The sequence below is a fragment of the Chryseobacterium foetidum genome (genome assembly GCF_025457425.1).
Lineage (GTDB): Bacteria > Bacteroidota > Bacteroidia > Flavobacteriales > Weeksellaceae > Chryseobacterium > Chryseobacterium foetidum.
Map to the genome: position 1 here is coordinate 2,449,431 of NZ_JAMXIA010000001.1, position 25,223 is coordinate 2,474,653.

Sequence of the window (25,223 nt, forward strand, 5' to 3'; positions counted from 1 at the left end):
CCACAAACCTCATAGGTTTTTAAAACCTGTGAGGTTTAAATAGGATATTTTGAAAAATGAATTTCTGTTAAGTTGTTGTTGTTTTCTCCAGAATCTCAATATTTTTGACCACGTCATTGCTTTCGCATTTCTTCAGTTCTTTAGCCAAATTGGAAGAAAGTAATTTCGGATGAAGAATTTGTGAAGCTACTTTTGCGGCAGCGTAGTCTACAATTCCGATGACGTTTTCTTTTAAAAAGTTGGGTGTGTTGGAAGAAATTACAGCCGTTGCCCATGAAGTATCTCTTGCTTTTGAAATTGCAAAATCTAAAACTGCATTATCTTTTCCGTTGGATAATTTGTCAATCAAATTCACGGGATAGCAGATTTTATTTAAAGAATCCTGAACATTCTGATTGATGGACGCGATGACAGAATTGATCCTTTCAAAATCAGTTTTTAATGGTGTGATTTTACGGTATGGCATAATTGAAGCGGCGGAAATTCCCAAATCTAAATTGATGTGTGCATTCATTCCCAAAAATATGTGCTGAAGAATCAAAAGATCTTTATTTTTGGAGGCTTCAAAAGCCAGAAACCAAGCGTTGGTGCATTTTTTTCCTTTAGAATAATTTTCCCAGGCATCTAAATATCTTGTTGCGAAAGCGATGTCGAGCAAAGTCATTCTCGGGTTGTCTTCAAATTTTTTCTGTTGAATTCCTTTTAAAACCTGTGCGGTCATAATTCTGTAGGTGCAGGCAAAATAACCGATGGTGCTTTTGTTTTCTTTGCTCCAGATGATGATTTCGTCTAATTTTTTCAGTACTTCTTCGATGGTTTTCATAGTGGTTTAGTTTTAAATAAAGATATGAAAAAACCCCGCAGGTTTGTGAGGCTGTAGTTATTTCAATTTTTTATAGTCGTACGAAAACTGACAGTCTTTTTCTAAGTATCCAAACAATCCCCATTTTTCATTATTAAAATATTTCATGTTTTCAATCAAAAATTCATGACCGGCAGTTTTTATGAGGATGGTACTTGATATGGGCGCTTTTTCAAATGGCAAAGTAAACTCAATTCTATCTTTATGCTGATTCGAAATTTCTGCTGAGTCAATTTTTACTGAATCCTTTGTAAGGTACAGTTTTATATTTCCGGAATCCTTAGCCATGAGACTATCTGAAATTTCTATTTTAGTATCATTCATAATATATTGAATGCTCGCACATTCTAAATGATCTGCCTCACTGCGTTCTCTGCTGGTAGACATTTGATAATAAAAAAATCCTGCAACAGTAGAAGCGGCCAAGATTAAAATTCCGAGAATTAATAGACAGCCTTTTAGATATTTATTCATAAGATTATGTGTTGAGCCTTATGGCATTACAATCGTGTAGCCTTTCATTCCGTATTGGTCTGTGCATAAGGAATCTGCCGGTTTATGGTTGTATATTGAAAAATCTGTTTTCTTTTGCTGAGCCAGAATCAAAGAAGAGATTAAAAATAATTAAAAAAAAGAAAATTTTGATTTCATATTATAGTTTTTTAATTTTTATTGCTGCGAATTGCACGCGCCCCGACCTGAGTGGAGCTCTTTTTGTTATTGCGATTTACCAAAGTTCAATTTTTTATTCCTCTGATCGCAATGACAAAAAAGCGGGAACGGAGGGCGGAAACAGGCGCCCAAATAATATTATCTAAGTTTAGTTTTCAATCTTTTATTCTCAAAAACTCTTTCGCCAGCTCAATCATTTTCGGATCGCCGGTGTATTTTCCGTGTTCGTCGGAGAGTTTTACCGTGGGAATCCATTCTTTGTTTAAGGCCTGAACTCCAATTAATTTCATTACGATATTCATTGGTTTTAAACCGACGTCGTTGGTCAGATTGGTTCCGATTCCGAATGAAACTCCTATTTTTCCTTTACAGTAATTGGTGATTTCTTCTACTTTCTCAAGATTTAAGGCATCAGAAAAGATAATGTATTTAAATAAAGGATTGATTCCGTGGGATTTATAATGAGCAATGGTTTTGTCGGCAAATTCCAAAGGATCTCCGCTGTCATGGCGTACGCCGTCAAACAGTTTTGCGAATTTTTTGTCGAACTGCTGGAAGAAAACATCGGTCGTGTACGTATCTGAAAGTGCCACTCCCAGATCTCCACGGTAAACATCAACCCAATGTTCAAGCGCCAATCCGTTGGCCATTTTGAAACCAAATTCGGCTCCGTGAAACATGAACCATTCGTGAGCGTGGGTTCCGATTGGTTTTACACCGTATTTCATAGCAAAATGAACGTTAGAACTTCCTATAAATGTAGATTCTTTTTTCTGTGTCAAAGCCTCCATGACGAGATTCTGTACTTTATAAGAATGCCTTCTGCGGGTTCCGAACTCTGCGAACGTAACGCCTAAATTATTGAGTGATTCTGCTTTTTCAAGGGTTTTATTCATCACCACTTCGTTGGAATCTCTTTCAAGATGATTCATTTCGTAATGCAGTTCGCTGATTAGAGCCAATAACGGGACTTCCCAAAGAATTGTTCTGTACCATAGTCCTTCAACTGTCACCGATAAATCATTTCCGGTCTGTAAGATTTTCACTTCTGACGGATCGTAATGATAACCTTCCAGAAAATCGAGGTAAGGTAAATCTAGATACGGACAGGTTTTGGCTAAAAACTTTTTCTCGTCTTTTGTCAATTTGAGTTCAGCCATTTTGTTGACGGTTTCTCTTAAAGCGTGGTCAAAACCTTCGGGAAAATAATGTTTGCCGCGGTTGATGAATTCGTATTTTACGGTTTGGCTTGGGAAGAGTTTTACCACAGCATTTTGCATGGTGATCTTATAAAAATCGTTGTCGAGAATGGAATTGAACGTCATGTTTTGCATATTGTGTAATTTTTACACAAATTTAATTATTTAAAACTAAAAATCGCCTAAATGTAAGACGATTTTTTAAATTTTGTAATGATTTTGGTTTTGTTTTTACTTTCCTAAATAAGAATTATACATCCAGACCTCTTTTTCCTGCTCGGTGATGTAGTCGCTCATCTGTGAATTGGTTCCTTCGTCCCCGGCTTTGTCGGTGATTTCTAAAAGTTCACGCTGCAAATCGATTACGGTTTTAAAAGAATTTAGAATAATTTCTACACTTTTATTTCCGTCTGAAACTTCCTTACTTTCTTTAATTGTAGAAACCTGAAGGTAGTCTGAATAGTTGTGTGCCGGAGTTGCTCCCAGTGTAAGGATTCTTTCTGCAATTTCATCAATTTTTAAAACAAGACTGTTGTAAAGTTCTTCGAATTTCGGGTGAAGGGTAAAGAACTGTTCGCCCTTGATGTTCCAGTGTGAACCGCGTGTGTTTTGGTAGAAAACAGAGTAGTTGGCTAATAAAATATTTAGTTTTTCTGAGATGTTCTGGCAGTCGGTTTCCTGCAGACCGATGATATTGGCGTTTTTCATAATGAATTTATTATTTTATCAACTTGTAATTGTAAATATTATGCCGAAGAGGGAAGTGGATGATTGATGATGATTATCTTTGCTATTTTTACAGTAAATCATTTTTGAATGTATATTCCGAAAAATCCTGTTAGGACTTATGTAATTTCACTTCTTATTTTTCTGGCGATTTGCGCAGGATATTATTTTTTATCCCTGACTAAAACCGACGGACATTATATATATGTAATCGATGATGCTTATATTCATTTGGCGATGGCAAAGAATTTTGCGCTGCATGATGTTTGGGGCGTTACGAAATATAAGTTTTCCTCAAGTTCGTCTTCTCCGCTTTTCACATTTCTGATTGCGGTTTTAATAAAAATTTTTGGCAATCATGATTTGATTCCATTGTATTTTAATTTTGTTTTTTCGGGTGGAATTGTCTTTGTTTTGAATCAGTTTTATTCGAAAATTTTTTCATCAGATTTAAAAGTTGTTTCGGCTGGTGTTTTCACCATTTTATTTGTAACGCTTCATTTGCAGGTTCTTTCAGGAATGGAACATGTGTTTCAGGTTTTTGTTTTTGCCCTGAATGTTTTCTGTTTTTATCATTTAAATCAAAATAAATCTGCCAAATACGGTTTTTTTATTACATTGTTTTTTTTGGGATTAATCAGGTTTGAAAGCATGTTCTACTTTGTGTGTCTTGGTTTTCTTTTCTTTTTACTTAAAAACTGGAAGTATGGAACTGCTGTTCTATGTTTGGGATTCCTGCCGATTGCGGTTTTCTGTGTTTTCAATCATTCTCAGTCTGGATATTGGTTTCCAAATTCGGTGGTGGTGAAAGGGACGGCGGTGCATTTTGATAAAAATTTTTTTAAAGAATTAATTAAAATCATTGATTATAAACTGATTTCCAGCAACAGTCTTTATAAGATTGGATTGTTTCCTATGCTGATCAGTGCATGGTTTATTTATAAAGACAGAAGAAAATCATTCAGTGAAATTTTAAAGCACAACTTTATGCTTATTGTGTTGTCCGGTACTTTTATTCTACACTGTCTGTTTGCGGAAACCAAATCTCTGTTCAGGTATGAAGCTTATATTCTCACGGGTTTTTCAATGGCAGTTTTTGAGCGGATTTCCAGAGACTATGTGTTTTCAGCCTTCTTACGGGTAAAGAAAGCTCTGATCTCAGGTTTTCTTTTGATGAATGTTGTTTTATTGGTTTACAAAGCTTTTGTATCTCATAAAATGCTGGTTTTTGGAAATAGAAATATTTATGAACAACAGGTTCAGTCGGCAAAATTTCTTCATACTTATTATAATGATGCAAGAGTGGTTGCAAATGATATTGGTGCTGTAACTTATTTTACAGATATTCATCTTTTGGATATTGTGGGATTGGGGTCTTCTGAAGCCATTCCTTTTAATGGAAACGAAGTTACTTTTGATTCCAGATTCAAAAACTTTCTTACTGAATATACCGCAGATCAAAAATTTGATGTGGCAGTTGTTTATGATCATTGGTTTAATGGTCAGATTCCTGAAACCTGGGCGAAAGCTGCAGAACTTCGGATAAATGATAATGTGAATAACGCCGGCAGTACGGTTTCTGTTTATTCGGTTGACAGCAAAGATCTGCAAAATTTAAAAACCAATATCCAAAATTTCAAATGGAACAAAAATGTTCAGGTAGTGATAAAATAGGAAAGCGTAAGTTTCTGTGAACTAATTTTTAAGAATGTAAATTATTTGTATACAACTGCTTGTGGATTAAAAAATTATTCATACTTTTGCACCCTAAAATAAAAGCAATTAAATGCCTACTATTCAACAATTAGTTAGAAAAGGAAGAGTCGCACTTACCAAGAAGAGTAAATCGGCTGCCCTTGATTCTTGTCCACAAAGACGAGGTGTATGTACGAGAGTATATACTACCACTCCTAAGAAACCTAACTCTGCACTTAGAAAAGTTGCAAGGGTAAGACTTTCAAACGGTAAAGAAGTTAACGCCTATATCCCAGGTGAAGGACATAATCTTCAAGAGCACTCGATAGTATTGGTACGCGGGGGGAGAGTAAAAGATTTACCAGGAGTAAGATACCACATCGTAAGAGGTGCGTTGGATACTGCTGGAGTAAGCGGAAGAACTCAAAGAAGATCGAAGTACGGAGCTAAGAGACCTAAACCAGGTCAGGCAGCAGCTGCACCGGCTAAAGGAAAGAAAAAATAATCATTAAATAAGGTACAGAAACAATGAGAAAGACAAAAGCGAAAAAAAGACCGTTGTTACCAGATCCAAAGTTTAATGATCAATTGGTAACTAGATTCGTAAACAACCTGATGCTTGACGGTAAGAAGTCAATCGCATTCAAAATATTCTATGATGCATTAGATATCGTAGAAACTAAAAAAGGAGAAACTGAAAAGACTGCCCTTGAAATCTGGAAAGATGCATTAACTAACGTTATGCCTCACGTAGAAGTACGTTCCAGAAGAGTAGGTGGAGCTAACTTCCAGATTCCTATGCCAATCAGAGCTGACAGAAAGATTTCTATGGCTATGAAATGGTTAATCCTTTACTCTAAAAAGAGAAATGATAAGTCAATGGCTTTGAAATTGGCTAACGAAGTGGTAGCTGCTTCAAGAGAAGAAGGTGCTGCTTACAAGAAAAAATCTGATACTCACAAAATGGCGGAAGCTAACAAGGCTTTCTCACACTTTAAATTCTAATCTGAAATGGGTAGAGATCTTAAATTTACAAGAAATATTGGTATTGCTGCGCACATTGATGCCGGTAAAACTACCACTACAGAAAGGATTTTATTCTATACAGGAGTAAATCATAAAATTGGTGAGGTTCACGATGGTGCTTCTACAATGGACTGGATGGAGCAGGAAGCAGAAAGAGGTATTACTATTACTTCTGCTGCAACGACTTGTTCTTGGAATTTTCCAACAGACCAAGGTAAAGCTCTTCCTGAAACAAAACCTTACCACTTCAACATCATCGATACACCGGGACACGTTGACTTCACAGTAGAGGTAAACAGATCTTTGAGAGTATTGGATGGATTGGTATTCCTTTTCTCTGCAGTAGATGGAGTAGAGCCTCAGTCTGAAACAAACTGGAGACTTGCTGACAACTACAAAGTTGCAAGAATGGGATTCGTAAACAAAATGGACAGACAGGGTGCTGACTTCCTTAACGTGGTAAACCAGGTTAAGACAATGTTAGGATCAAACGCAGTTCCAATCGTTTTACCAATCGGTGCTGAAGAAGATTTCAAAGGTGTTGTTGACTTGATCAAAAACAGAGCGATCATCTGGGATGAGGCAGGACAAGGTGCTACTTTCGAGGTAGTTCCAATTCCTGAAGATATGAAAGCTGAAGTTCTGGAATACAGAGAGAAATTAGTAGAAGCTGTTTCTGAATATGACGAAACTTTGATGGAGAAATTCTTCGAAGATCCAGATTCAATTACAGAAGAAGAAATCAATGCTGCATTGAGAGCTGCTACTATCGATTTATCAATTATCCCAATGACTTGTGGTTCTTCTTTCAAAAATAAAGGAGTACAGTTTATGTTGGATGCAGTATGTAAATACTTGCCTTCTCCATTGGATAAAGATGATATCAAAGGTACAGACCCAAGAACTGACGCTGAGATCTTCAGAAAACCAGACGTAAAAGAGCCTTTCGCAGCTTTGGCATTTAAGATTGCTACCGATCCTTTCGTAGGAAGATTGGCATTCTTCAGAGCATACTCTGGAAGACTAGATGCAGGTTCTTATATTTTGAACACACGTTCAGGAGATAAAGAAAGAATCTCTAGAATCTATCAGATGCACGCTAACAAGCAAAATCCTGTAGAATATATTGAAGCTGGTGATATTGGTGCAGCGGTAGGTTTCAAATCTATCAAAACTGGTGATACAATGTGTGACGAGAAAAATCCAATCGTTCTAGAATCGATGGTTTTCCCTGATCCGGTAATTGGTATCGCTGTTGAGCCTAAAACTAAAGCTGACCAGGATAAAATGGGTAACGCTCTAGCTAAATTGGCTGAAGAAGATCCTACTTTCACAGTGAGAACTGATGAAGCTTCAGGACAAACTATCATTTCTGGTATGGGTGAGCTTCACTTGGATATCATTGTTGACCGTATGAGAAGAGAATTCAAAGTTGAAGTTAACCAAGGACAGCCTCAGGTAGAATACAAAGAAAACTTAACAAAAGTTGCCAGCCACAGAGAAGTTTACAAAAAGCAGTCTGGTGGAAAAGGTAAATTTGCTGATATCGTATTCGAACTTGGACCTGCAGAAGAAGGTAAAGTTGGTTTAGAATTCATCAATGAGATCAAAGGTGGTAACGTTCCTAGAGAATTTGTTCCTGCAATTGAAAAAGGATTTAAAGCTGCAATGAAGAACGGTCCATTGGCTGGTTTCGAAGTTGAAGGTATTAAAGTTACTCTTAAAGACGGATCTTTCCACGCGGTGGATTCTGATGCACTTTCTTTCGAATTAGCTGCAAAATTAGGATTTAAAGAAGCGGGACGTGCTGCTAAGCCGGTAATTATGGAGCCTATTATGAAACTGGAAGTTGTAACTCCGGAAGAATATATGGGTAACATCATTGGTGACCTTAACAAGAGAAGAGGTACTATCAGTGGACAAGAAGAGAAGAACGGTGCCGTTGTAATCAAAGGTTCAGTTCCATTATCTGAAATGTTCGGTTATGTTACTACTCTAAGAACACTTTCATCAGGAAGAGCTACTTCTTCTATGGAATTAGAGAAGTACCAGGCTACTCCTCAAAACGTTGCTGAAGATATTATCGCTAAAGCAAAAGGTTAATTTTTTAAATCAAAGAAATGTCACAAAGAATCAGAATAAAACTAAAATCTTACGATTACAACTTGGTAGACAAGTCTGCTGAGAAAATCGTAAAAACGGTAAAGGCTACTGGTGCTGTTGTAAACGGTCCTATTCCATTGCCAACGAACAAGAGAATCTTCACAGTGTTGAGATCTCCGCACGTAAACAAGAAAGCTAGAGAGCAGTTCCAATTATCAGCTCACAAGAGACTGATGGATATCTACTCTTCTTCTTCTAAAACTGTTGATGCTCTAATGAAATTAGAGCTTCCTTCAGGAGTTGACGTAGAAATTAAAGTGTGATAAATTAGCTTGAAGATTGAAGTCGGAAGATGGAAGTTTTTAGCTACACATTAAATATTAAATCCCTTTTCGAAAGAAGAGGGATTTTTTTTTGATTATATTTTAAGATATTTTAACATATGTTTTTTCTGTATTTTAATTTGAAGATGATTATGAATAAATGATTTTTGTTAAAATAAAGTAATCTACTTTAAATCTCGTAAATTAGAGTTAACATAATATAATATTTCACTTTGTTTAGTGAAATAGTTTGGATAGTTTTAATTTTAATTTTAATTTTTAATGTATATCCGTTTTTAATCATACCGCTGTAATATTAGCAATAATGAGCCTTTCGAAGAGTTGGTCGCCGAAATATCTCCGATTTAGTTTGTAGATAAATTCATTTAAATACAGTTGAAGGTATTTTCTTTTGATTTTATGATAATTTCCCAATAAATTCCGTTTTGCATTACTAATGGTAATATGAACCCATTTTAAGGTTTCATTTGTGGTTTCTTTATCCGATTTCTCTGTGATATGAAGCTCTACAAAATCAGAGATATCAACGTACGAGGTACTTTTATCAGTGAAAACAATACTTTGATTATCGATCGATTCCTTAATGGTTTCGTTGATTTCAAGGGAAAGATGCGTTTCTAAAACTTTAGCTTTAAAGTATCTGCAGGATTTTGATTTTTCACCAGTCTCTATATTTTCCAAAGGCGTAGATTCGGCCATTACAGCAACATTTTGTTTGCCCGCTGCACCTCTGCCGCGGACTCCTTTTTCCTGCTCAATCTCACTGGATTCTACTGTAAAATAGCCTTCATCAAATTCAATCATTCCTTCTAAAGTATATTTTTCGTCCCGTGTTCCCATTGCTTTTCTTAGCTTATGAACCATTGCCCAAACAGGCTCATAGCGTTTCAATCCCAATTGCTTCTGAATTTCTTTAGACGAAAATCCTTTTTTTGTAACGCTCATTAAGAACATTGTCTTATACCAAATTAAAAATGAAAGATTAGAGTTCTGCATAATGGTGCCGCTTTTCAAAGAAGTCCTTTTACGGCATTTTTTGCATTCGTAGCTCCAAATGCTCTTAATCCAGAAATGTTCTTTATGACCACATTTGCATGCCACGCCAATCTTATCTCTCTGTTTCTTAAAATGAATTCTGCAATCTTCCTCTGTCCCAAAATGAGCGGTAAAGCTAAATATATCCATCTAATTATTTAAATTACAGATAAATATACGAAATTATTACGAATTACGGATATACATTTAATTTTAATTTTAATTTTAATTTTAATTTTAAAACGTTAAACAAATAAAATATTAACGTTTATGAAAAAATTATTACTTGTGGCAGCTTTTGGAGTTGCCGGACTTATGAGTGCGAATTCAGTAACTCCTTTAAATTCTGATAAGTTACCTACAGAGAATAAAAAGAGCGAAGCTGTTACTGAAACTGCTGCAAAAAGTGTTACAGAAGAACAGACAGAAGTTCGTAAAGAACGCGAATTTATTACCTGTATTACATTTACGATGTCATGTGGATGGACAGATTTTGTTTGCGGATACAGTACTTTTGAGTTAATGTATGAAGCTTTGAGTACAGATGCTCAGGTATGTGGATAACTTTTGAATTACCTAGTGTTTTAACAAATTGAGAATAAGGCTTTAAAATGCATATTTTAAAGCTTTTCTCATTTAAAGTATATTGCTTTAATTTACTTTAATGACCATTAACAAAAATATAGTTTATATGAGATATTTATTAATCATTTTTCTGTTTTGCTTCTCTTTTTCTCATGCACAACAGCAGGGTTCTGACAAAATGCAGATATTTACTTACAGGCTGGTATACTTACCTGATTCTACAAACTCAGACTATAAAAAAGAGGAAGATTTTTATCTTCAGATTAAAGAAGGTAAATCGTGTTTCATAAGTAATACCCATAAATATGTGATGCAGACATTACGTTCAATGGAAGCTTCAAAAGCAGATCTAGGAAGTATGATGTCTAAATTGCCAAGTTTACCGAAACCTCAGTTTCAATCTGTTGTCTATAAAACTCAAGATACGATTTCTGTATATGATAAGGGTGCTGGTTTAGGTATGAAATATATTGATCCGCTGCTAATGAATTGGGAACTTACCGAAGAGAAAAAAATGGTTGATATATATAACTGTCAGAAAGCAAAGCTTTCTTATGGAGGAAGACAGTGGGAAGCATGGTTTACAAATGAAATACCGGTTTCTGACGGACCTCATACTTTCCACGGTTTACCAGGTTTAATTGTTCAGATTTCTGATACACAAAATCATTTTAACTTCTCTTTAATCCAGGTGCAGTCAGAAAAAGATTATCTCTTATTTTATGACAAGATTTTCGATCGCTACAAAAAGGTTGCAAAAACGGAGTATTTCAAAGCCAGAGTAAATATGAGAAATAATTATGTAAATACCTTACAGGGTAATGGCGTTACTTTCAGGGCAGAAGACAAAGCAGCGATACAAAGGAGGATTGACAGTAAGAAAATTAATTATATTGAATTAAAACCTTAGTTTTTTCTTTAGGAAACTATGTTTTTTTAGCAATGCTGAACTTTATTAACAAAATGAATCCGTCTCACAACTGAGGCGGTTTTTTTTGGTAATTATTGCAGGATTTCGTATATTTATATCTGATAATCAGATAGTTGTTTATGAATTTTAAGCATTATAATCAAAATCAGTTGGTTTTGTTTCCTTATAGTTTTGAGGATTTGATTCCCGAAAATCATCCTGTTCGGATCGTTAATGATATTTTGGAGAAGGTAAACATTGACCCGCTCCTGAAAGCTTACAGTAAAGAAGGAAATCCCAGTTATCACCCTGTGATGATGCTCAAGGTGATGGTTTTTGCGTATATGAACAATATTTATTCATCGCGGAAAATCGAAAAAGCGCTTCGTGAAAACATCAACTTCATGTGGCTCTCCAACATGAGTATTGTAGATCACAATACCGTGAACCGTTTTCGTGCCCATAAACTTGAAGCCGCCTTCAAAAATATTTTCTCCCAGGTGGTTTTGCTTTTGGCAGAAGAAGGTTTGGTGAGCCTGAAACAGGTGTTTGTAGACGGAACCAAAATTGAAGCACAGGCGGGTCGCTACACTTTTGTCTGGGCAAATTCCATCAAAACCAACAAAGAAAAAATGCTTCGTCAACTGGAAGAGCTCTGGAAATACGCTCAAAGTGTGGCAAAGGAAGAAGATAAAGACCCTGAACCGCCGGAGTTCAAAGAGATCAGCAAAGAAAAAATCCGGCAAACGGCAGAAAATATCAATGCCAAATTAAAAGGCAGCGGGGGTAAAACCGATTCCGACAAAAAAGCCAAAGCCAAACTGAATTACATTAAAAACAATTTTGAGAAAAACCTCGATAAATACGAAGCTCAGGAAGCTATTTTAGCAGAGCGGAATTCCTACAGCAAGACCGATGAAGATGCTACTTTCATGAGAATGAAGGACGATCACATGATGAATGGACAGCTCAAACCGGCTTATAATGCACAGATTTCCACAGAAATCGAAGATTCGACGAAGTCAAAATCAAATCATCGTCAATTATACCATCCATCAGCAAACCAATGATATCAATACTTTGGAGCGTCATTTGGAAAATTTTGAGAAATTGTTTGGTAAAAAAAGAATGGAAGAGTTGGAAGAACTCACTGCCGATGCGGGGTACGGAAGCGAGCAGAACTACGAATTATTGGAACAGAACAATATTACACCATTTGTAAAATACAATACTTTCGACAAAGAGCAGAATGCCCATTATCAGGCGAAACACAAGACTTTCAGCAAAGAAAATCTGCATTACAACGGGGAAGGCGATTTTTATATCTGTCCGATGGGACAAAAGATGGAAAAAACGCACGAAAGCACGCGCAAAACCAAGACCGGTTATCCTCAAAAGCTCTCCCATTATCAGGCTAAAAACTGCTATGGATGCCCAATTAGAGGCGTTTGCCACAGTTCCAAAGAAAACCGAAGCATCGAACGGAACCATCATTTGGAAGATTACAAAGAGAAAATACGAAAGCTTTTAAACAGTGAAAAAGGCATTAAAAAAAGAAAACAACGCTCGGTTGAAGTAGAACCTGTGTTTGCACATCTCAAACATTGCAATAATTTTAAGCGGTTTACCCTCAAAGGTCTGAAAAAAGTAGAATTGGAGTTCGGTTTACACGCTTTAGCACACAATCTAAGAAAGAAAGTTGCCTAAAGAGGACAACTTTTTCTATTTTCCAAAATAATATACATTTTACTGAAATAAAAAATCCGCCTCAAATTTTGTTGTGAGACGGATTCATTTTTTGGATAAACAGAATGTTTGATGCTTGTTTTAGCCTTTCCGTTTTCTAGCACACCGCTGGTGCGGGCGTCCCGCCCGTACCCACAAAAAAAATTACTGCAGCAAAAACTCTCTATTTTCAAAACCCAAACAACTCGTCACCTTCACTTCGCAGCCCGTAATCCATAACCCGCACCCCGAATCTCAAATCTCAAATCTCAAATCTCAAATCTTTTTGTCCGCTGTTGCGGGCGTCCCGCCCATACCCACTTAGAAAATCACAGCCTTCCTGCCCGCCACCTGTCAGGAATACCATGTTTGTCAAAAATCCGTATATCAAAATCACACTTGCCGCCATTGCACTCCGTAGGAGTGTGATCTGCGTAGAAACAACATTCCAAAACCTTCGCACTCCATAGGAGTGCTATCAACAAAGACGCCCACAATAACCTCCCCGCCACAACATTGCCACACCCCGTACCCTGAAATCAATCATTCCTTCACTCTCCGGCTCTCCAACTCAACCACTAACCAACTCAACCACTAAAGTCCTCCAAACCCCGTACCCCGAAATCAATCATCCCTTCACTCTCCGGCTCTCCAACTAAACACTAACCAACTCAACCACTAAAGCCCTCCAACCCCGCACCCCAAAAACTCCCATCTCCCATCTTCCATCTCCCATCTTCCCACAACTTTTCCCACACTCAACCAGCGTGTTGTGACATTATGTTAAATAAATATGAATAAAAGTTTGGTGGGGATATTAAAAGTTTCTACTTTTGCACCACTGAAAACGGAAGGAAGTAAGTAGCGCAGGAGAGTAAAGATAAGAACAAAACTTCAAAAAAAATATTGGCTGAAAAATTTGCAAGAATAAAAAACAGTTGTATATTTGCAGACCCAATTATGGGGAAGCGCAGAAGTTAATTGATTGAATGAAAAACGGGGAGATTAAGGTCGTCAAAAAACTTTAAAATTTCTTTCAGAAACATTTGGTCATGTTAAAATAACTTATTACTTTTGCACACGCAAATACGGGGTGAAACTGACAGAAAAGTAGCCTGGTTAAAAAGCGGAAGAGAAGAGATCATTGAAGATACAATATAACAACCAAAAAATAAGGAAAAACTAAAGCGTATATAAGAAACTTTGAGTGAGTCAGACAAACATACAATGGAGAGTTTGATCCTGGCTCAGGATGAACGCTAGCGGGAGGCCTAACACATGCAAGCCGAGCGGTATTTATTCTTCGGAATAGAGAGAGCGGCGTACGGGTGCGGAACACGTGTGCAACCTGCCTTTATCAGGGAGATAGCCTTTCGAAAGGAAGATTAATATCCCATAATATATTGAGTGGCATCATTTAATATTGAAAGCTCCGGCGGATAGAGATGGGCACGCGCAAGATTAGATAGTTGGTGAGGTAACGGCTCACCAAGTCAGTGATCTTTAGGGGGCCTGAGAGGGTGATCCCCCACACTGGTACTGAGACACGGACCAGACTCCTACGGGAGGCAGCAGTGAGGAATATTGGACAATGGGTGAGAGCCTGATCCAGCCATCCCGCGTGAAGGACGACGGTTCTATGGATTGTAAACTTCTTTTATACTGGGATAAACCTACCCTCGTGAGGGTAGCTGAAGGTACAGTATGAATAAGCACCGGCTAACTCCGTGCCAGCAGCCGCGGTAATACGGAGGGTGCAAGCGTTATCCGGATTTATTGGGTTTAAAGGGTCCGTAGGCGGATCTGTAAGTCAGTGGTGAAATCTCACAGCTTAACTGTGAAACTGCCATTGATACTGCAGGTCTTGAGTAAAGTAGAAGTGGCTGGAATAAGTAGTGTAGCGGTGAAATGCATAGATATTACTTAGAACACCAATTGCGAAGGCAGGTCACTATGTTTTAACTGACGCTGATGGACGAAAGCGTGGGGAGCGAACAGGATTAGATACCCTGGTAGTCCACGCCGTAAACGATGCTAACTCGTTTTTGGGTTTTCGGATTCAGAGACTAAGCGAAAGTGATAAGTTAGCCACCTGGGGAGTACGTTCGCAAGAATGAAACTCAAAGGAATTGACGGGGGCCCGCACAAGCGGTGGATTATGTGGTTTAATTCGATGATACGCGAGGAACCTTACCAAGGCTTAAATGGGAATTGACAGGTTTGGAAACAGACTTTTCTTCGGACAATTTTCAAGGTGCTGCATGGTTGTCGTCAGCTCGTGCCGTGAGGTGTTAGGTTAAGTCCTGCAACGAGCGCAACCCCTGTCACTAGTTGCCATCATTCAGTTGGGGACTCTAGTGAGACTGCCTACGCAAGTAGAGAGGAAGGTGGGGATGACGTCAAATCATCACGGCCCTTACGCCTTGGGCCACACACGTAATACAATGGCCGGTACAGAGGGCAGCTACTTAGCGATAAGATGCGAATCTCGAAAGCCGGTCTCAGTTCGGATTGGAGTCTGCAACTCGACTCTATGAAGCTGGAATCGCTAGTAATCGCGCATCAGCCATGGCGCGGTGAATACGTTCCCGGGCCTTGTACACACCGCCCGTCAAGCCATGGAAGTCTGGGGTACCTGAAGTCGGTGACCGTAAAAGGAGCTGCCTAGGGTAAAACAGGTAACTAGGGCTAAGTCGTAACAAGGTAGCCGTACCGGAAGGTGCGGCTGGAACATCTCATTTTAGAGCGTCTTTAAGACGTTAAACAAAAACAGTACGCAAGTACAATGTACTTATTTAAAGTTTTTTAGCTTTAGTTTTTTTATTTGGTTGTCATATATATAAATGATAAAAGATATTTGATCAGTGATAAAACATCATACATCAATCATCATTTATCACTTATAAAAAATATAAACCCACTAGAAATTAGTATAAGGGATAAGAGATTGAGAATGAAAATGAAATATGCGGTATGAAAATATCAATTATAACTCATTAATCATCACTCATAACAAAGTCTCGTAGCTCAGCTGGTTAGAGCGCTACACTGATAATGTAGAGGTCGGCAGTTCGAGCCTGCCCGAGACTACTAATTTAAGTGATTTGAAATTGAAGGTTTGAAATTTGAAATTCGTTAAGTCTGAATATCAAATCTCAAATATCAAATCTCAAATCAAACTAGAGGGGAATTAGCTCAGCTGGCTAGAGCGCCTGCCTTGCACGCAGGAGGTCAAGGGTTCGACTCCCTTATTCTCCACCATCACCGATGGTTTAATTTTAAAAAGCAGATAGAGCCAAAAACAATATTTTGCGAATTAGATCAGAAGTAGAGAAAAGATCATTGACATTAACGGTAAAGATATCACAAAGAGAAAACCGGGCGCGGAAAAGCGCTTGAGTTTACAAAAATATTATTGGCAGCAATGCTGATTAAAAAATACTGAACTAATCAACAAATTAGGAAAGAAATCGTTAAGGGCGTATGGCGGATGCCTAGGCTTTCAGAGGCGAAGAAGGACGTGGTAAGCTGCGAAAAGCTCGGGGGATTGGCACACACGAATTGATCCCGAGATGTCCGAATGGGGCAACCCGGCATGTTGAAGACATGTCACTCCGCAAGGAGAGCAAACCAGGAGAACTGAAACATCTAAGTACCCTGAGGAAAAGAAATCGAAGAGATTCCGTAAGTAGTGGCGAGCGAACGCGGATTAGCCCAAAAGCTTTTATATGTTTAATAGAATGTTCTGGAAAGAACAGCCAAAGAGGGTGATAGCCCCGTATATGAAAGGCATATTAAAGTGATAAATGAGTAGGGCGGGACACGTGAAATCCTGTCTGAATATGGGGGGACCATCCTCCAAGGCTAAATACTCCTGAAAGACCGATAGTGAACAAGTACTGTGAAGGAAAGGTGAAAAGCACTTCGAATAGAAGGGTGAAACAGAACCTGAAACCGTACGCCTACAAGCGGTCGGAGCCCACAAGTTGGGTGACGGCGTGCCTTTTGCATAATGAGCCTACGAGTTAATTTTACTAGCGAGGTTAAGCACTTCAGGTGCGGAGCCGGAGCGAAAGCGAGTCTGAACAGGGCGCATAGTTAGTAGGATTAGACGCGAAACCTTGTGATCTACCCATGGGCAGGTTGAAGCTTTGGTAACACAAAGTGGAGGACCGAACCGGTTGACGTTGAAAAGTCTTCGGATGACCTGTGGGTAGGGGTGAAAGGCCAATCAAACTGGGAGATAGCTCGTACTCTCCGAAATGCATTTAGGTGCAGCGTCGATTTACAGTTTATTAGAGGTAGAGCTACTGATTGGATGCGGGGGAGTCAAATCCTACCAATTCCTGACAAACTCCGAATGCTAATAAATGATGGTCGGCAGTGAGGGCATGGGTGCTAAGGTCCATGTCCGAGAGGGAAAGAACCCAGACCAACAGCTAAGGTCCCCAAATATATGTTAAGTTGAAGCAACGCGGTTGGACTGCATTGACAGCTAGGATGTTGGCTTGGAAGCAGCCATTCATTTAAAGAGTGCGTAACAGCTCACTAGTCGAGCGGTCCGGCATGGATAATAATCGGGCATAAACATATTACCGAAGCTATGGATTTACAGTCATGGGACTGTATCTGGTAGGAGAGCATTCTGTTTGCGCCGAAGCAGTACTGTGAGGTATTGTGGAGCGGACAGAAAAGAAAATGTAGGCATAAGTAACGATAAAGCGGGCGAGAAACCCGCTCACCGAAAGACTAAGGTTTCCTCAGCCATGCTAATCAGCTGAGGGTTAGTCGGGACCTAACGCGAACCCGAAAGGGGTAGTGGATGGACAATGGGTTAATATTCCCATACTTGCTCACACTAAAAAGGGGACGGAGTGCCGTACTTACTGGAGACTGACGGAATAGTCAAGACCTAGCCTTCGGGCGAAGTTGCTGTAGGGAAAGTGCTTCCAAGAAAAGCCGAAGTGAAGCAACCCGTACCATAAACCGACACAGGTAGTCGAGGAGAGAATCCTAAGGTGCTAGAGTGAATCATGGTTAAGGAACTAGGCAAAATAGTCTCGTAACTTCGGGAGAAGAGACGCCATCAGCAATGGTGGCCGCAGTAAAAAGGCCCAGGCGACTGTTTATCAAAAACACAGGACTCTGCAAAATCGAAAGATGCAGTATAGGGTCTGACACCTGCCCGGTGCTGGAAGGTTAAGGAAGGGCGTTAGCAGCAATGCGAAGCGTTTGACTGAAGCCCCAGTAAACGGCGGCCGTAACTATAACGGTCCTAAGGTAGCGAAATTCCTTGTCGGGTAAGTTCCGACCTGCACGAATGGTGTAACGATCTGGGCACTGTCTCAACCATGAGCTCTGTGAAATTGTAGTCTCGGTGAAGATGCCGAGTACCCGCAATGGGACGAAAAGACCCTGTGAACCTTTACTATAACTTCGTATTGACTTTGAGTAAGTAATGTGTAGGATAGGTGGGAGACTATGAAGCAGGCACGCCAGTGTTTGTGGAGTCAACGTTGAAATACCACCCTTTACTTACTTGGAGCCTAACTTCTTAATTGAAGGACACTGCGTGGTGGGTAGTTTGACTGGGGTGGTCGCCTCCAAAAGAGTAACGGAGGCTTTCAAAGGTACCCTCAGCACGCTTGGTAACCGTGCGTAGAGTGTAATGGCATAAGGGTGCTTGACTGTGAGACCTACAAGTCGATCAGGTGCGAAAGCAGGACATAGTGATCCGGTGGTTCCGTATGGAAGGGCCATCGCTCATAGGATAAAAGGTACTCCGGGGATAACAGGCTAGTCTCCCCCAAGAGCTCATATCGACGGGGAGGTTCGGCACCTCGATGTCGGCTCGTCACATCCTGGGGCTGGAGAAGGTCCCAAGGGTTGGGCTGTTCGCCCATTAAAGTGGCACGCGAGCTGGGTTCAGAACGTCGTGAGACAGTTCGGTCTCTATCTATTGCGGGCGTTAGATGTTTGAGAGGGCTTGAATCTAGTACGAGAGGACCGATTTGAACAAACCTCTGGTGTATCAGTTGTTCCGCCAGGAGCACCGCTGAGTAGCTACGTTTGGAAGAGATAAGCACTGAAAGCATATAAGTGCGAAACTCGCCTCAAGATGAGACATCTTTTAAGGGTCGTGGGAGATGACCACGTTGATAGGCTACAGGTGTAAAGCTGGTAACAGCATAGCCGAGTAGTACTAATTACCCGTAGATTTATAGCCTAATTGGCAGCGTTAATCCGCGCCGCTCAGGTTCTCTCTTTGTGAATGTTTTTATCGATAAAATTATGTAGAATGTATGAAAGTACAATGTACAGAGTAAAGCACAACGCTTACATACTTTATACATTATACCACAGTACATCCCTACGTTATATACAGCCTTTAGGGTGGTTTTAGCGGTGGGGCTCACCTGTTCCCATTCCGAACACAGAAGTTAAGCCCACCAGCGCCGATGGTACTGCGAAAGCGGGAGAGTAGGTCGCCGCCAGTTTTTTATTCAAATCCTCAATCATTTATTTGATTGGGGATTTTTTTTTGCGCAAAACGCAAAAAAATTCAAGATTTAAAATTCAAGGTTCAAGCTGCGAGATACGGGGGTGCGGGATACAAAATTCAAAATTTAATATTCAAGATTCAAGATTCGAGGTACGTATTCAAAATTGAAGATACGGGATATAGCTGCTGTCAGGAATCAAAATCTTAGCTGGCAGACAATAAACCATCCACAGAAAGCTTTTACCGTGCTTTTGATTAGAAAAATGATATGTCTGTGGCGTCCAACACCCAATATCATTCATCATTCATCAATCATCAGTGCGGGATGCGAAATTCAAAATTTAGAATTTAAAATTTGGGATTTAATATTCAAAATTGAAGATACGGGATATAGCTGCTGGCAGGAATCAAAATCTTAGCTGGCATATAATAAACCATTTACAGAAAGCTTTTACCGTGCTTTTGATTAAAAAAAATGATATATCTGTGGCGTCCAGCACTTAATATCATTCATCATTCATCAATCATCAGTTCGGGATGCGAAATTCAAAATTTAGAATTTAAAATTCGGGATTTAAGATTCAAAATTGAAGATACACGATACGGCTGCTGTCAGGAATCAAAATCTTAGCTGGCAGACAATAAACCATTCACAAGCTTTTACCGTGCTTTTGATTAAAAAAAAATGATATATCTGTGGAGTCTATCATCAATCATCAATCATCAATCATCCATCATCCATCATCAATCACCCATCACCCAGCACCCGACATCAATCATCCATCATTACCTATTACTCATAGAACTTTTTCTTCTCAGCAATAAATATTCTTCCTAGCGCGCTTCCCTAGCCCTGATAGAAGCGGCATCCTTTTTTGTCTTGGAGGAGCAGGTAAACTATCTACAGGAGTCGGTGACAAAAAAGATACAGCGGATAGCAGGAATTAGCTCCTGAGATAGATTCTTTACAGCTGTCTTCTATAATTTTATTGTGGAGTCATGCCTTGTGTAAACGGGCCCCAAAGCTTTTCTAAGGGGGCATACACCGATAATTGTTACGGAGTGCACTTATCAATACGATTATTCTCTAAAATCTACTCAGAATTCCCCAGTGGATTTTAATGTCATTAAATTTGAATGGATTACCAAATTCATTACCGTTTGAGAGCTGAAAACTCATCAAACCAATGGGAATAAAGAAATTAAAGCCAAGCCCAACGCTGTACAGCTTAGGTTTCACACCCAAAGATTTATTGTTGAGCTGCCCATACTGCCCGAAAACATCAAAAAATGCCTGATTGCCGATGAGATAGCGGTATTCCAAACCTCCGTAATAGAAGAAATCGGCGGTGAGAGAGTTTTCATTAAAACCACGCAAAGAGTTCCACCCACCGAAACGATAGAGTTCATTTGCTGTGAAATCTACCTTAGAATCCAGCATTGCGCCTTCAGCTTTGATGTTCAGGAAGTGATTTCCGTTGATGTGGTAATTGTACTCCCCAAAAAAGTAAAACTGATTTTGTGGAGACTTTATATTCTCTCTGGAATACGTGGTTGTAAGGTAATCGTATCCGAAATTTATTTTGGTTTTGTACAGGAAAAGATCAATGTCGCTGGGTTCGGTCATGTCAAAATAAAGCCCGATTCCTTTTTTATTATAATCTTTTCCTTGGACGTAAAGGCTGTCGAGAATGGTTGAATTTTCAAAAGTTCCCCTAAAACCAATTTTTTGACGATTATTAATATGATAATAAAATGCAGGTAATGCTTTTACATTGGCAAAAGTGGAATCCTGACGGAAAATATTCACTTTCATATTCAAACCAACATTAGAATTAAAAAGATAAGGAATATCGGTTTGAAGGTCAAAATTCTGTCCTTTATCCGGGTTTCTCTGCCAGTAGAGATTGATGGTTTCAAAACCGTTAAACATGTTTTTGAAATTCACATTCAGCGTTCCGTTTAGGGTAAATTTCTCAGTTTTGTCATTACCAAAACCGATGACTCCATCAAAAGTATTTGTTTTTTTCTTTTCTAAAAAAAGGTAAATCTGAGTGGAATCTTTGGTAAATAAAGTCTGAGGCTGCCGTTCCAATGAAAGAAAGGGATGCCCCTGAAACTGTTTGTTGACGGCAATCAGGTTTTTGTCGTCGTATGTTTTACCTTTAAATTCTTTGTTTAAATTTTTCACGAAACGCTTGGGAACTCTCGTGTAGCCTTTCATTACAAAGCCATCAATTGTGCGCTTATCGTTTTTATTGATATCAAGTTCTACTACCGGATATCCATTTTTCTTGGTCTTTACAGTTGATTTTAACCGGCTGAAGGCAAAACCGTCATCAATATATGCTTTGTTGATTTTATTTTTTGTAGAATCTAAATTTTTTGTGAAAAAATCTTTTTCCGTCTTTAGTTTTTTGACAATCGAGTCTGAAAGGGAAACATAAGCTACATTATAATTTTGTCCTTTATCGTAGAAAATTTCTGTGCTGTCGCCTTTTACTTTAACCTCCTTCAGTTCAGTGAAAAAATAGTTGCTTTGAGCGAGAGAATCGAGAAATTTTACGGCTGTAGCAGAATCTTTTACCTTTTTCCTGGCCTTGATTTCTGTATCAATCAGAAAATACTGTTTCTTCTGCGCCTGTACAAAGACGCAAAACAAAACAAAAAATATTTTTAAAAACAGTTTCAACCTCAAATCTCAAACTTCAAATCTTACATTTTATTGTATTTCTTCATCAGATTCTCATAAGTTCCCTGTGGAAGAATCCATTTCAAAGGAACACCGATTTTCTGCCCGAATTTACCGAAATAATAATGAGCTTTCCACTTATTTTTAGTTAAAAGTTGATCGATGTATTCCGCAACTTCTAAGGGTTCTGTTCCGTCGCCGACGTGGGAATTCATCAAAGCGTACACTTTATCAAAAACGCTTTTGTAAGGTTCTGTAACCTTTGTGTTTACACGGTTTTCTGCAATGTTGGTTTTAATATCGCCCAAATGAAGCGAACAGACATTTACATTCCATTGAAAAACTTCATATCTCATTGCTTCTGTAACTTTATCCAAAGCCGATTTTGAAGCTGAGTAAAATCCGCGGAACGGCAATCCCATTTCACTTCCGATGCTCGAAACATTGATGATTTGCCCGAATTTATTTTCCCGCATTTTCGGCATCACGGCTGTCATCATCTGAACGGCTCCTACAAGATTGAGATTAAATAATTTTAAAATATCTTCTTTTGATGAATCTTCCACAGCACCCACCATTCCCATTCCGGCATTGTTGATGAGAACATCGATTTTAGTTTCTGTTTTTAAAACTTCAGCAATTGCATTCTTAACAGCTGTGTTATCCGTAATATCAGTTGGGATTGATTTAAAATATTGACTTTCAGTGAATTTCCGGCTCAATCCGTAGACACGATGCCCCTTTTTTCCGAAATATTCTGCGAGTACGAAACCTATTCCTGAGGATGTTCCGGTGATGATGATTGTTTTGTGGTGTGACATTTAATAATAGAAATATTTGTTTGAGTTAGGGATTTTGAATTTATTTACGCCGACCCTAAAACCGTTCATTTTTTTAAGTATGGTAAATTTATGAATAAACTCCGTATAATAATCTTTTGGAATTGCTCTATTTTCATCTCCATCACATTCTGAGTATTGCTAATCAATGATAAATTTTCCGGTCGAAAAATTGACTTCATAGATAAATTATGTTCACATGTATCATCCAATTGATATTTGGAACCAATGAGATAAAAATCTCCGTTTTGAAATCTGGTAAAAAATAGCTGAGAAATAATGAGGCAGTTGTTTTTAATCTTAATGTCAAGCTCATTATCTGTCGGATAAAACCCGTATTTGCTGTTAATAATCACGGATGCATTTTCTTTCCAGATTTTTAAATTTCCGTTGAAGTTTTTGAGGATATAAAATTTTCGTTCAAAACCTTCCGAATCAGTTTTTATGTCTGTATTGAAAACCATTACGGTTTCTTCGTTTCCATCTTTGTCTAAATCTCCTTTAAGCTCAAAAATTTTTTCATACTCTTTTGGAATGGCAAAATTTTTCAGTTCCTGAGATTGGGAAATTGCGATGAATAAGATGCTGAAGAGTAACAAATTTTTTTTCATTGAAAATAATTAAAAACTCAGTCCAATATCTTCTTTTTTAATCATTTTTGTGCTTTCCAAGTTACAGATACAGCCTTTCACTGTTTTGTAGCTTCCGTTAATACGGGTTTCTTTACCTTTGGTGTCTTTGATAATGATGCCTGCAGAAAATGTATGGCCTTCTGCATGATAAGTTCGGTACAAGAGATATTCAAAACTATTATTGCTAAACAAAAGATTGTCTATCTGCATCGCTGAATTTTCAATTCCGCCACCTCGCCAGTAGGAATTATATTGAAATTTTTTCCAGCTTTCTCTGTTTCTTTCTTTTGGGAATTCCATTTCAATTTTATTGGATGTTCCAAAACGGTATTGGATGTATTTGTTCTTTTTATCTTTTACAAGTGACATTCTCTTTCCGTTTTTTGTTGTAAAAGAATAAATTGTTTCTTCATTGGGCAAAAGATATTGCGCCCAAAATATCAATGGAATTAAAAGGTAAATAAGAATTAGCAGTTTCTTCATTAAAATTTCAATAAAGAAAATTAAAATTCATACAAATCTTGAGTCGAAAATTTTAAATCTTTAAAATGAATCGATTGTAGTATTTCGCCATCTGCAACTGGTTTTCTGCTGATATATTCTCCGTTTTCCAAGCTGTAAATTAAAATAAATTTTTCACTCGGATCTACAACCCAGTATTCTGAAACTCCCGCTTCCTCATACAAACTGAATTTTAAATTCATTTCCATTTTGGAATTTCCTGGAGATAAAATTTCAACTACCAAATCAGGTGCTCCAAGACAACCCTTGTCATCGATTTTATTTCTGTCGCAAATCACACACAAATCAGGCTGTACAACATTGATAATTTCTCCGTTTTTACTTGGTAAACGAACATCAAAAGGAGCGTAAAACAGTTCGCAGGGACTCTTTTCAAAATATTGATAAAGTGCCTGATTTATTTTCTGCGATATTTTTTGATGCATCGGAGACGGAGCCGGACTCATTTTCAAAATTTTACCTCTGAAAAGTTCTACTCTTTCCTTGAGTTTCCACATGAGATAATCTGCATACGTGTAAGTAGCATTCATATCAAGTTGGCTGAGGCTTGTGATTTCCATTAGCTAAATTTAAATATTTTCAAAAATTTCTGATGCCGGAAACGCCAAATCTGCAAAAATGTATGATTTCATTTCTTCGTCTTCTGTAATTGGTTTTTTTCCAATAAAAATTCCATTTTCCAAAACAAAAATCTGTATCGTTTTTTCAACCGGATGCACAACCCAATATTCTAAAACACCGAATTCTTCATAGATGCTGTATTTGAGGCTTAATTCTTTCTTTGAATTTCCCGGGGAAATGATTTCTATAATTAAATCTGGCGCACCAACACATCCTTTATCATCAATTTTTTTTGGGTCGCAAATAACACATAAATCCGGCTGGAAAACACTTTTTGAATCCCCGTTTTTAGATGGAAATCTCACATCAAATGGAGCTGAAAAGACTTCGCAGGGATTGTTTTTGAAAAAGTTATAAAAAATTCCACTAAATCTAAATGAGATTTTTTGATGAACCGGAGACGGGGCAGGACTCATTTTCAAAATTTTTCCCTTGAAAAGTTCAACTCTTTCTTTGAGTTTCCACATGAGATAGTCTGCATACGTGTACGTTGCATTCATATCGAGCTGGCTGAGACTTGTGATTTCCATTGG

Annotated in this window: 18 protein-coding genes, 2 tRNA genes, 3 rRNA genes and 1 pseudogene; 13 read left to right on the forward strand and 11 right to left on the reverse strand. The window is 38.3% G+C overall.

What is annotated here, in order from left to right; genetic code table 11:
• Positions 1-67: 67 nt before the first annotated feature.
• From NG809_RS11540 to NG809_RS11555, 4 genes are all read right to left on the reverse strand, one after another.
• A complete protein-coding gene (locus tag NG809_RS11540) occupies positions 68-823 on the reverse strand; it encodes a DUF5995 family protein (RefSeq protein WP_262150788.1) in 756 nt (251 codons plus the stop codon).
• Positions 824-880: 57 nt separating this feature from the next.
• Complete coding sequence (locus NG809_RS11545; RefSeq protein ID WP_262150790.1) at positions 881-1,336, reverse strand: hypothetical protein; 456 nt, start codon at positions 1,334-1,336, stop codon at positions 881-883.
• Positions 1,337-1,689: 353 nt separating this feature from the next.
• A complete protein-coding gene (pncB, locus tag NG809_RS11550; RefSeq protein WP_262150792.1) occupies positions 1,690-2,868 on the reverse strand; it encodes a nicotinate phosphoribosyltransferase in 1,179 nt (392 codons plus the stop codon).
• Positions 2,869-2,964: 96 nt separating this feature from the next.
• On the reverse strand, positions 2,965-3,441 hold the full coding sequence (locus tag NG809_RS11555; RefSeq protein WP_262150794.1) for a Dps family protein: 477 nt from the start codon (positions 3,439-3,441) through the stop codon (positions 2,965-2,967).
• Between the two features lie 108 nt (positions 3,442-3,549).
• Here NG809_RS11555 and NG809_RS11560 point away from each other — a divergent pair, with 108 nt between their 5' ends.
• The 5 genes from NG809_RS11560 to rpsJ all read left to right on the forward strand — a co-directional run bounded on the left by NG809_RS11560 (position 3,550) and on the right by rpsJ (position 8,606).
• Positions 3,550-5,133 carry a hypothetical protein gene (locus NG809_RS11560; protein WP_262150796.1) on the forward strand — a complete coding sequence of 528 codons (1,584 nt, stop codon included), beginning with the start codon at positions 3,550-3,552 and terminating at the stop codon, positions 5,131-5,133.
• A gap of 112 nt (positions 5,134-5,245) precedes the next feature.
• Positions 5,246-5,659, forward strand: coding sequence for a 30S ribosomal protein S12 (rpsL, locus tag NG809_RS11565; RefSeq protein WP_027383325.1), 414 nt, complete (start codon positions 5,246-5,248; stop codon positions 5,657-5,659).
• Between the two features lie 23 nt (positions 5,660-5,682).
• Entirely contained in the window at positions 5,683-6,159 is a 477-nt protein-coding gene (gene rpsG, locus NG809_RS11570) for a 30S ribosomal protein S7 (protein ID WP_034962875.1), read from the forward strand.
• Positions 6,160-6,165: 6 nt separating this feature from the next.
• Positions 6,166-8,283, forward strand: coding sequence for an elongation factor G (gene fusA, locus NG809_RS11575; RefSeq protein ID WP_262150800.1), 2,118 nt, complete (start codon positions 6,166-6,168; stop codon positions 8,281-8,283).
• 17 nt (positions 8,284-8,300) lie between these two features.
• A complete protein-coding gene (rpsJ, locus tag NG809_RS11580; protein ID WP_002661363.1) occupies positions 8,301-8,606 on the forward strand; it encodes a 30S ribosomal protein S10 in 306 nt (101 codons plus the stop codon).
• Positions 8,607-8,906: 300 nt separating this feature from the next.
• Here the strand turns inward: rpsJ and NG809_RS11585 are convergent, their stop codons facing one another.
• Complete coding sequence (locus tag NG809_RS11585) at positions 8,907-9,812, reverse strand: IS1595 family transposase (protein WP_262147160.1); 906 nt, start codon at positions 9,810-9,812, stop codon at positions 8,907-8,909.
• 120 nt (positions 9,813-9,932) lie between these two features.
• Here NG809_RS11585 and NG809_RS11590 point away from each other — a divergent pair, with 120 nt between their 5' ends.
• The 8 genes and pseudogenes from NG809_RS11590 (at position 9,933) to rrf (ending at position 19,379) form a co-directional block, all read left to right on the forward strand.
• Complete coding sequence (locus tag NG809_RS11590) at positions 9,933-10,226, forward strand: hypothetical protein (protein ID WP_262150804.1); 294 nt, start codon at positions 9,933-9,935, stop codon at positions 10,224-10,226.
• A gap of 127 nt (positions 10,227-10,353) precedes the next feature.
• The gene (locus NG809_RS11595) at positions 10,354-11,157 is read left to right on the forward strand and encodes a GLPGLI family protein (protein WP_262150806.1); all 804 of its coding nucleotides are present in this window, start codon (positions 10,354-10,356) and stop codon (positions 11,155-11,157) included.
• Between the two features lie 140 nt (positions 11,158-11,297).
• A pseudogene (locus NG809_RS11600) lies at positions 11,298-12,864 on the forward strand (IS1182 family transposase).
• Positions 12,865-14,106: 1,242 nt separating this feature from the next.
• Positions 14,107-15,623: ribosomal RNA gene (locus tag NG809_RS11605) — 16S ribosomal RNA — on the forward strand.
• Between the two features lie 275 nt (positions 15,624-15,898).
• Positions 15,899-15,972, forward strand: a tRNA-Ile gene (locus NG809_RS11610).
• A gap of 94 nt (positions 15,973-16,066) precedes the next feature.
• Positions 16,067-16,143 (forward strand) — tRNA-Ala (locus NG809_RS11615).
• A gap of 202 nt (positions 16,144-16,345) precedes the next feature.
• Positions 16,346-19,108, forward strand: a 23S ribosomal RNA gene (locus tag NG809_RS11620).
• Between the two features lie 163 nt (positions 19,109-19,271).
• Positions 19,272-19,379, forward strand: a 5S ribosomal RNA gene (gene rrf / locus NG809_RS11625).
• Together the 16S, 23S and 5S rRNA genes with 2 tRNA genes alongside form the textbook arrangement of a ribosomal RNA operon.
• A 1,092-nt stretch (positions 19,380-20,471) precedes the next feature.
• Here the strand turns inward: rrf and NG809_RS11630 are convergent.
• The 6 genes from NG809_RS11630 to NG809_RS11655 form a co-directional block, all read right to left on the reverse strand.
• A complete protein-coding gene (locus tag NG809_RS11630) occupies positions 20,472-22,046 on the reverse strand; it encodes a BamA/TamA family outer membrane protein (protein ID WP_262150808.1) in 1,575 nt (524 codons plus the stop codon).
• Positions 22,047-22,099: 53 nt separating this feature from the next.
• Complete coding sequence (locus tag NG809_RS11635; protein ID WP_262150810.1) at positions 22,100-22,897, reverse strand: SDR family oxidoreductase; 798 nt, start codon at positions 22,895-22,897, stop codon at positions 22,100-22,102.
• Between the two features lie 65 nt (positions 22,898-22,962).
• Positions 22,963-23,526, reverse strand: coding sequence for a hypothetical protein (locus NG809_RS11640; protein ID WP_262150812.1), 564 nt, complete (start codon positions 23,524-23,526; stop codon positions 22,963-22,965).
• Between the two features lie 9 nt (positions 23,527-23,535).
• On the reverse strand, positions 23,536-24,030 hold the full coding sequence (locus NG809_RS11645) for a hypothetical protein (RefSeq protein ID WP_262150814.1): 495 nt from the start codon (positions 24,028-24,030) through the stop codon (positions 23,536-23,538).
• A gap of 20 nt (positions 24,031-24,050) precedes the next feature.
• On the reverse strand, positions 24,051-24,629 hold the full coding sequence (locus tag NG809_RS11650) for a Uma2 family endonuclease (protein WP_262150816.1): 579 nt from the start codon (positions 24,627-24,629) through the stop codon (positions 24,051-24,053).
• A 9-nt stretch (positions 24,630-24,638) separates the two neighbouring features.
• Positions 24,639-25,220 (reverse strand): Uma2 family endonuclease, encoded by a 582-nt coding sequence (locus NG809_RS11655; RefSeq protein ID WP_262150818.1) that lies wholly within the window; start codon positions 25,218-25,220, stop codon positions 24,639-24,641.
• Between the last annotated feature and the right edge of the window lie 3 nt (positions 25,221-25,223).

Excerpts from the sequence above, each read along its gene's own strand:
- NG809_RS11560 (WP_262150796.1), top strand. The coding sequence starts at position 3,550 with ATGTATATTCCGAAAAATCCTGTTAGGACTTATGTAATTTCACTTCTT.
- NG809_RS11655 (WP_262150818.1), bottom strand. The coding sequence starts at position 25,220 with ATGGAAATCACAAGTCTCAGCCAGCTCGATATGAATGCAACGTACACG.
- NG809_RS11540 (WP_262150788.1), bottom strand. The coding sequence starts at position 823 with ATGAAAACCATCGAAGAAGTACTGAAAAAATTAGACGAAATCATCATC.
- NG809_RS11645 (WP_262150814.1), bottom strand. The coding sequence starts at position 24,030 with ATGAAGAAACTGCTAATTCTTATTTACCTTTTAATTCCATTGATATTT.
- NG809_RS11595 (WP_262150806.1), top strand. The coding sequence starts at position 10,354 with ATGAGATATTTATTAATCATTTTTCTGTTTTGCTTCTCTTTTTCTCAT.
- NG809_RS11635 (WP_262150810.1), bottom strand. The coding sequence starts at position 22,897 with ATGTCACACCACAAAACAATCATCATCACCGGAACATCCTCAGGAATA.
- rpsL (WP_027383325.1), top strand. The coding sequence starts at position 5,246 with ATGCCTACTATTCAACAATTAGTTAGAAAAGGAAGAGTCGCACTTACC.
- fusA (WP_262150800.1), top strand. The coding sequence starts at position 6,166 with ATGGGTAGAGATCTTAAATTTACAAGAAATATTGGTATTGCTGCGCAC.
- NG809_RS11640 (WP_262150812.1), bottom strand. The coding sequence starts at position 23,526 with ATGAAAAAAAATTTGTTACTCTTCAGCATCTTATTCATCGCAATTTCC.
- NG809_RS11650 (WP_262150816.1), bottom strand. The coding sequence starts at position 24,629 with ATGGAAATCACAAGCCTCAGCCAACTTGATATGAATGCTACTTACACG.
- rpsG (WP_034962875.1), top strand. The coding sequence starts at position 5,683 with ATGAGAAAGACAAAAGCGAAAAAAAGACCGTTGTTACCAGATCCAAAG.
- pncB (WP_262150792.1), bottom strand. The coding sequence starts at position 2,868 with ATGCAAAACATGACGTTCAATTCCATTCTCGACAACGATTTTTATAAG.
- NG809_RS11585 (WP_262147160.1), bottom strand. The coding sequence starts at position 9,812 with ATGGATATATTTAGCTTTACCGCTCATTTTGGGACAGAGGAAGATTGC.
- rpsJ (WP_002661363.1), top strand. The coding sequence starts at position 8,301 with ATGTCACAAAGAATCAGAATAAAACTAAAATCTTACGATTACAACTTG.
- NG809_RS11590 (WP_262150804.1), top strand. The coding sequence starts at position 9,933 with ATGAAAAAATTATTACTTGTGGCAGCTTTTGGAGTTGCCGGACTTATG.
- NG809_RS11545 (WP_262150790.1), bottom strand. The coding sequence starts at position 1,336 with ATGAATAAATATCTAAAAGGCTGTCTATTAATTCTCGGAATTTTAATC.
- NG809_RS11555 (WP_262150794.1), bottom strand. The coding sequence starts at position 3,441 with ATGAAAAACGCCAATATCATCGGTCTGCAGGAAACCGACTGCCAGAAC.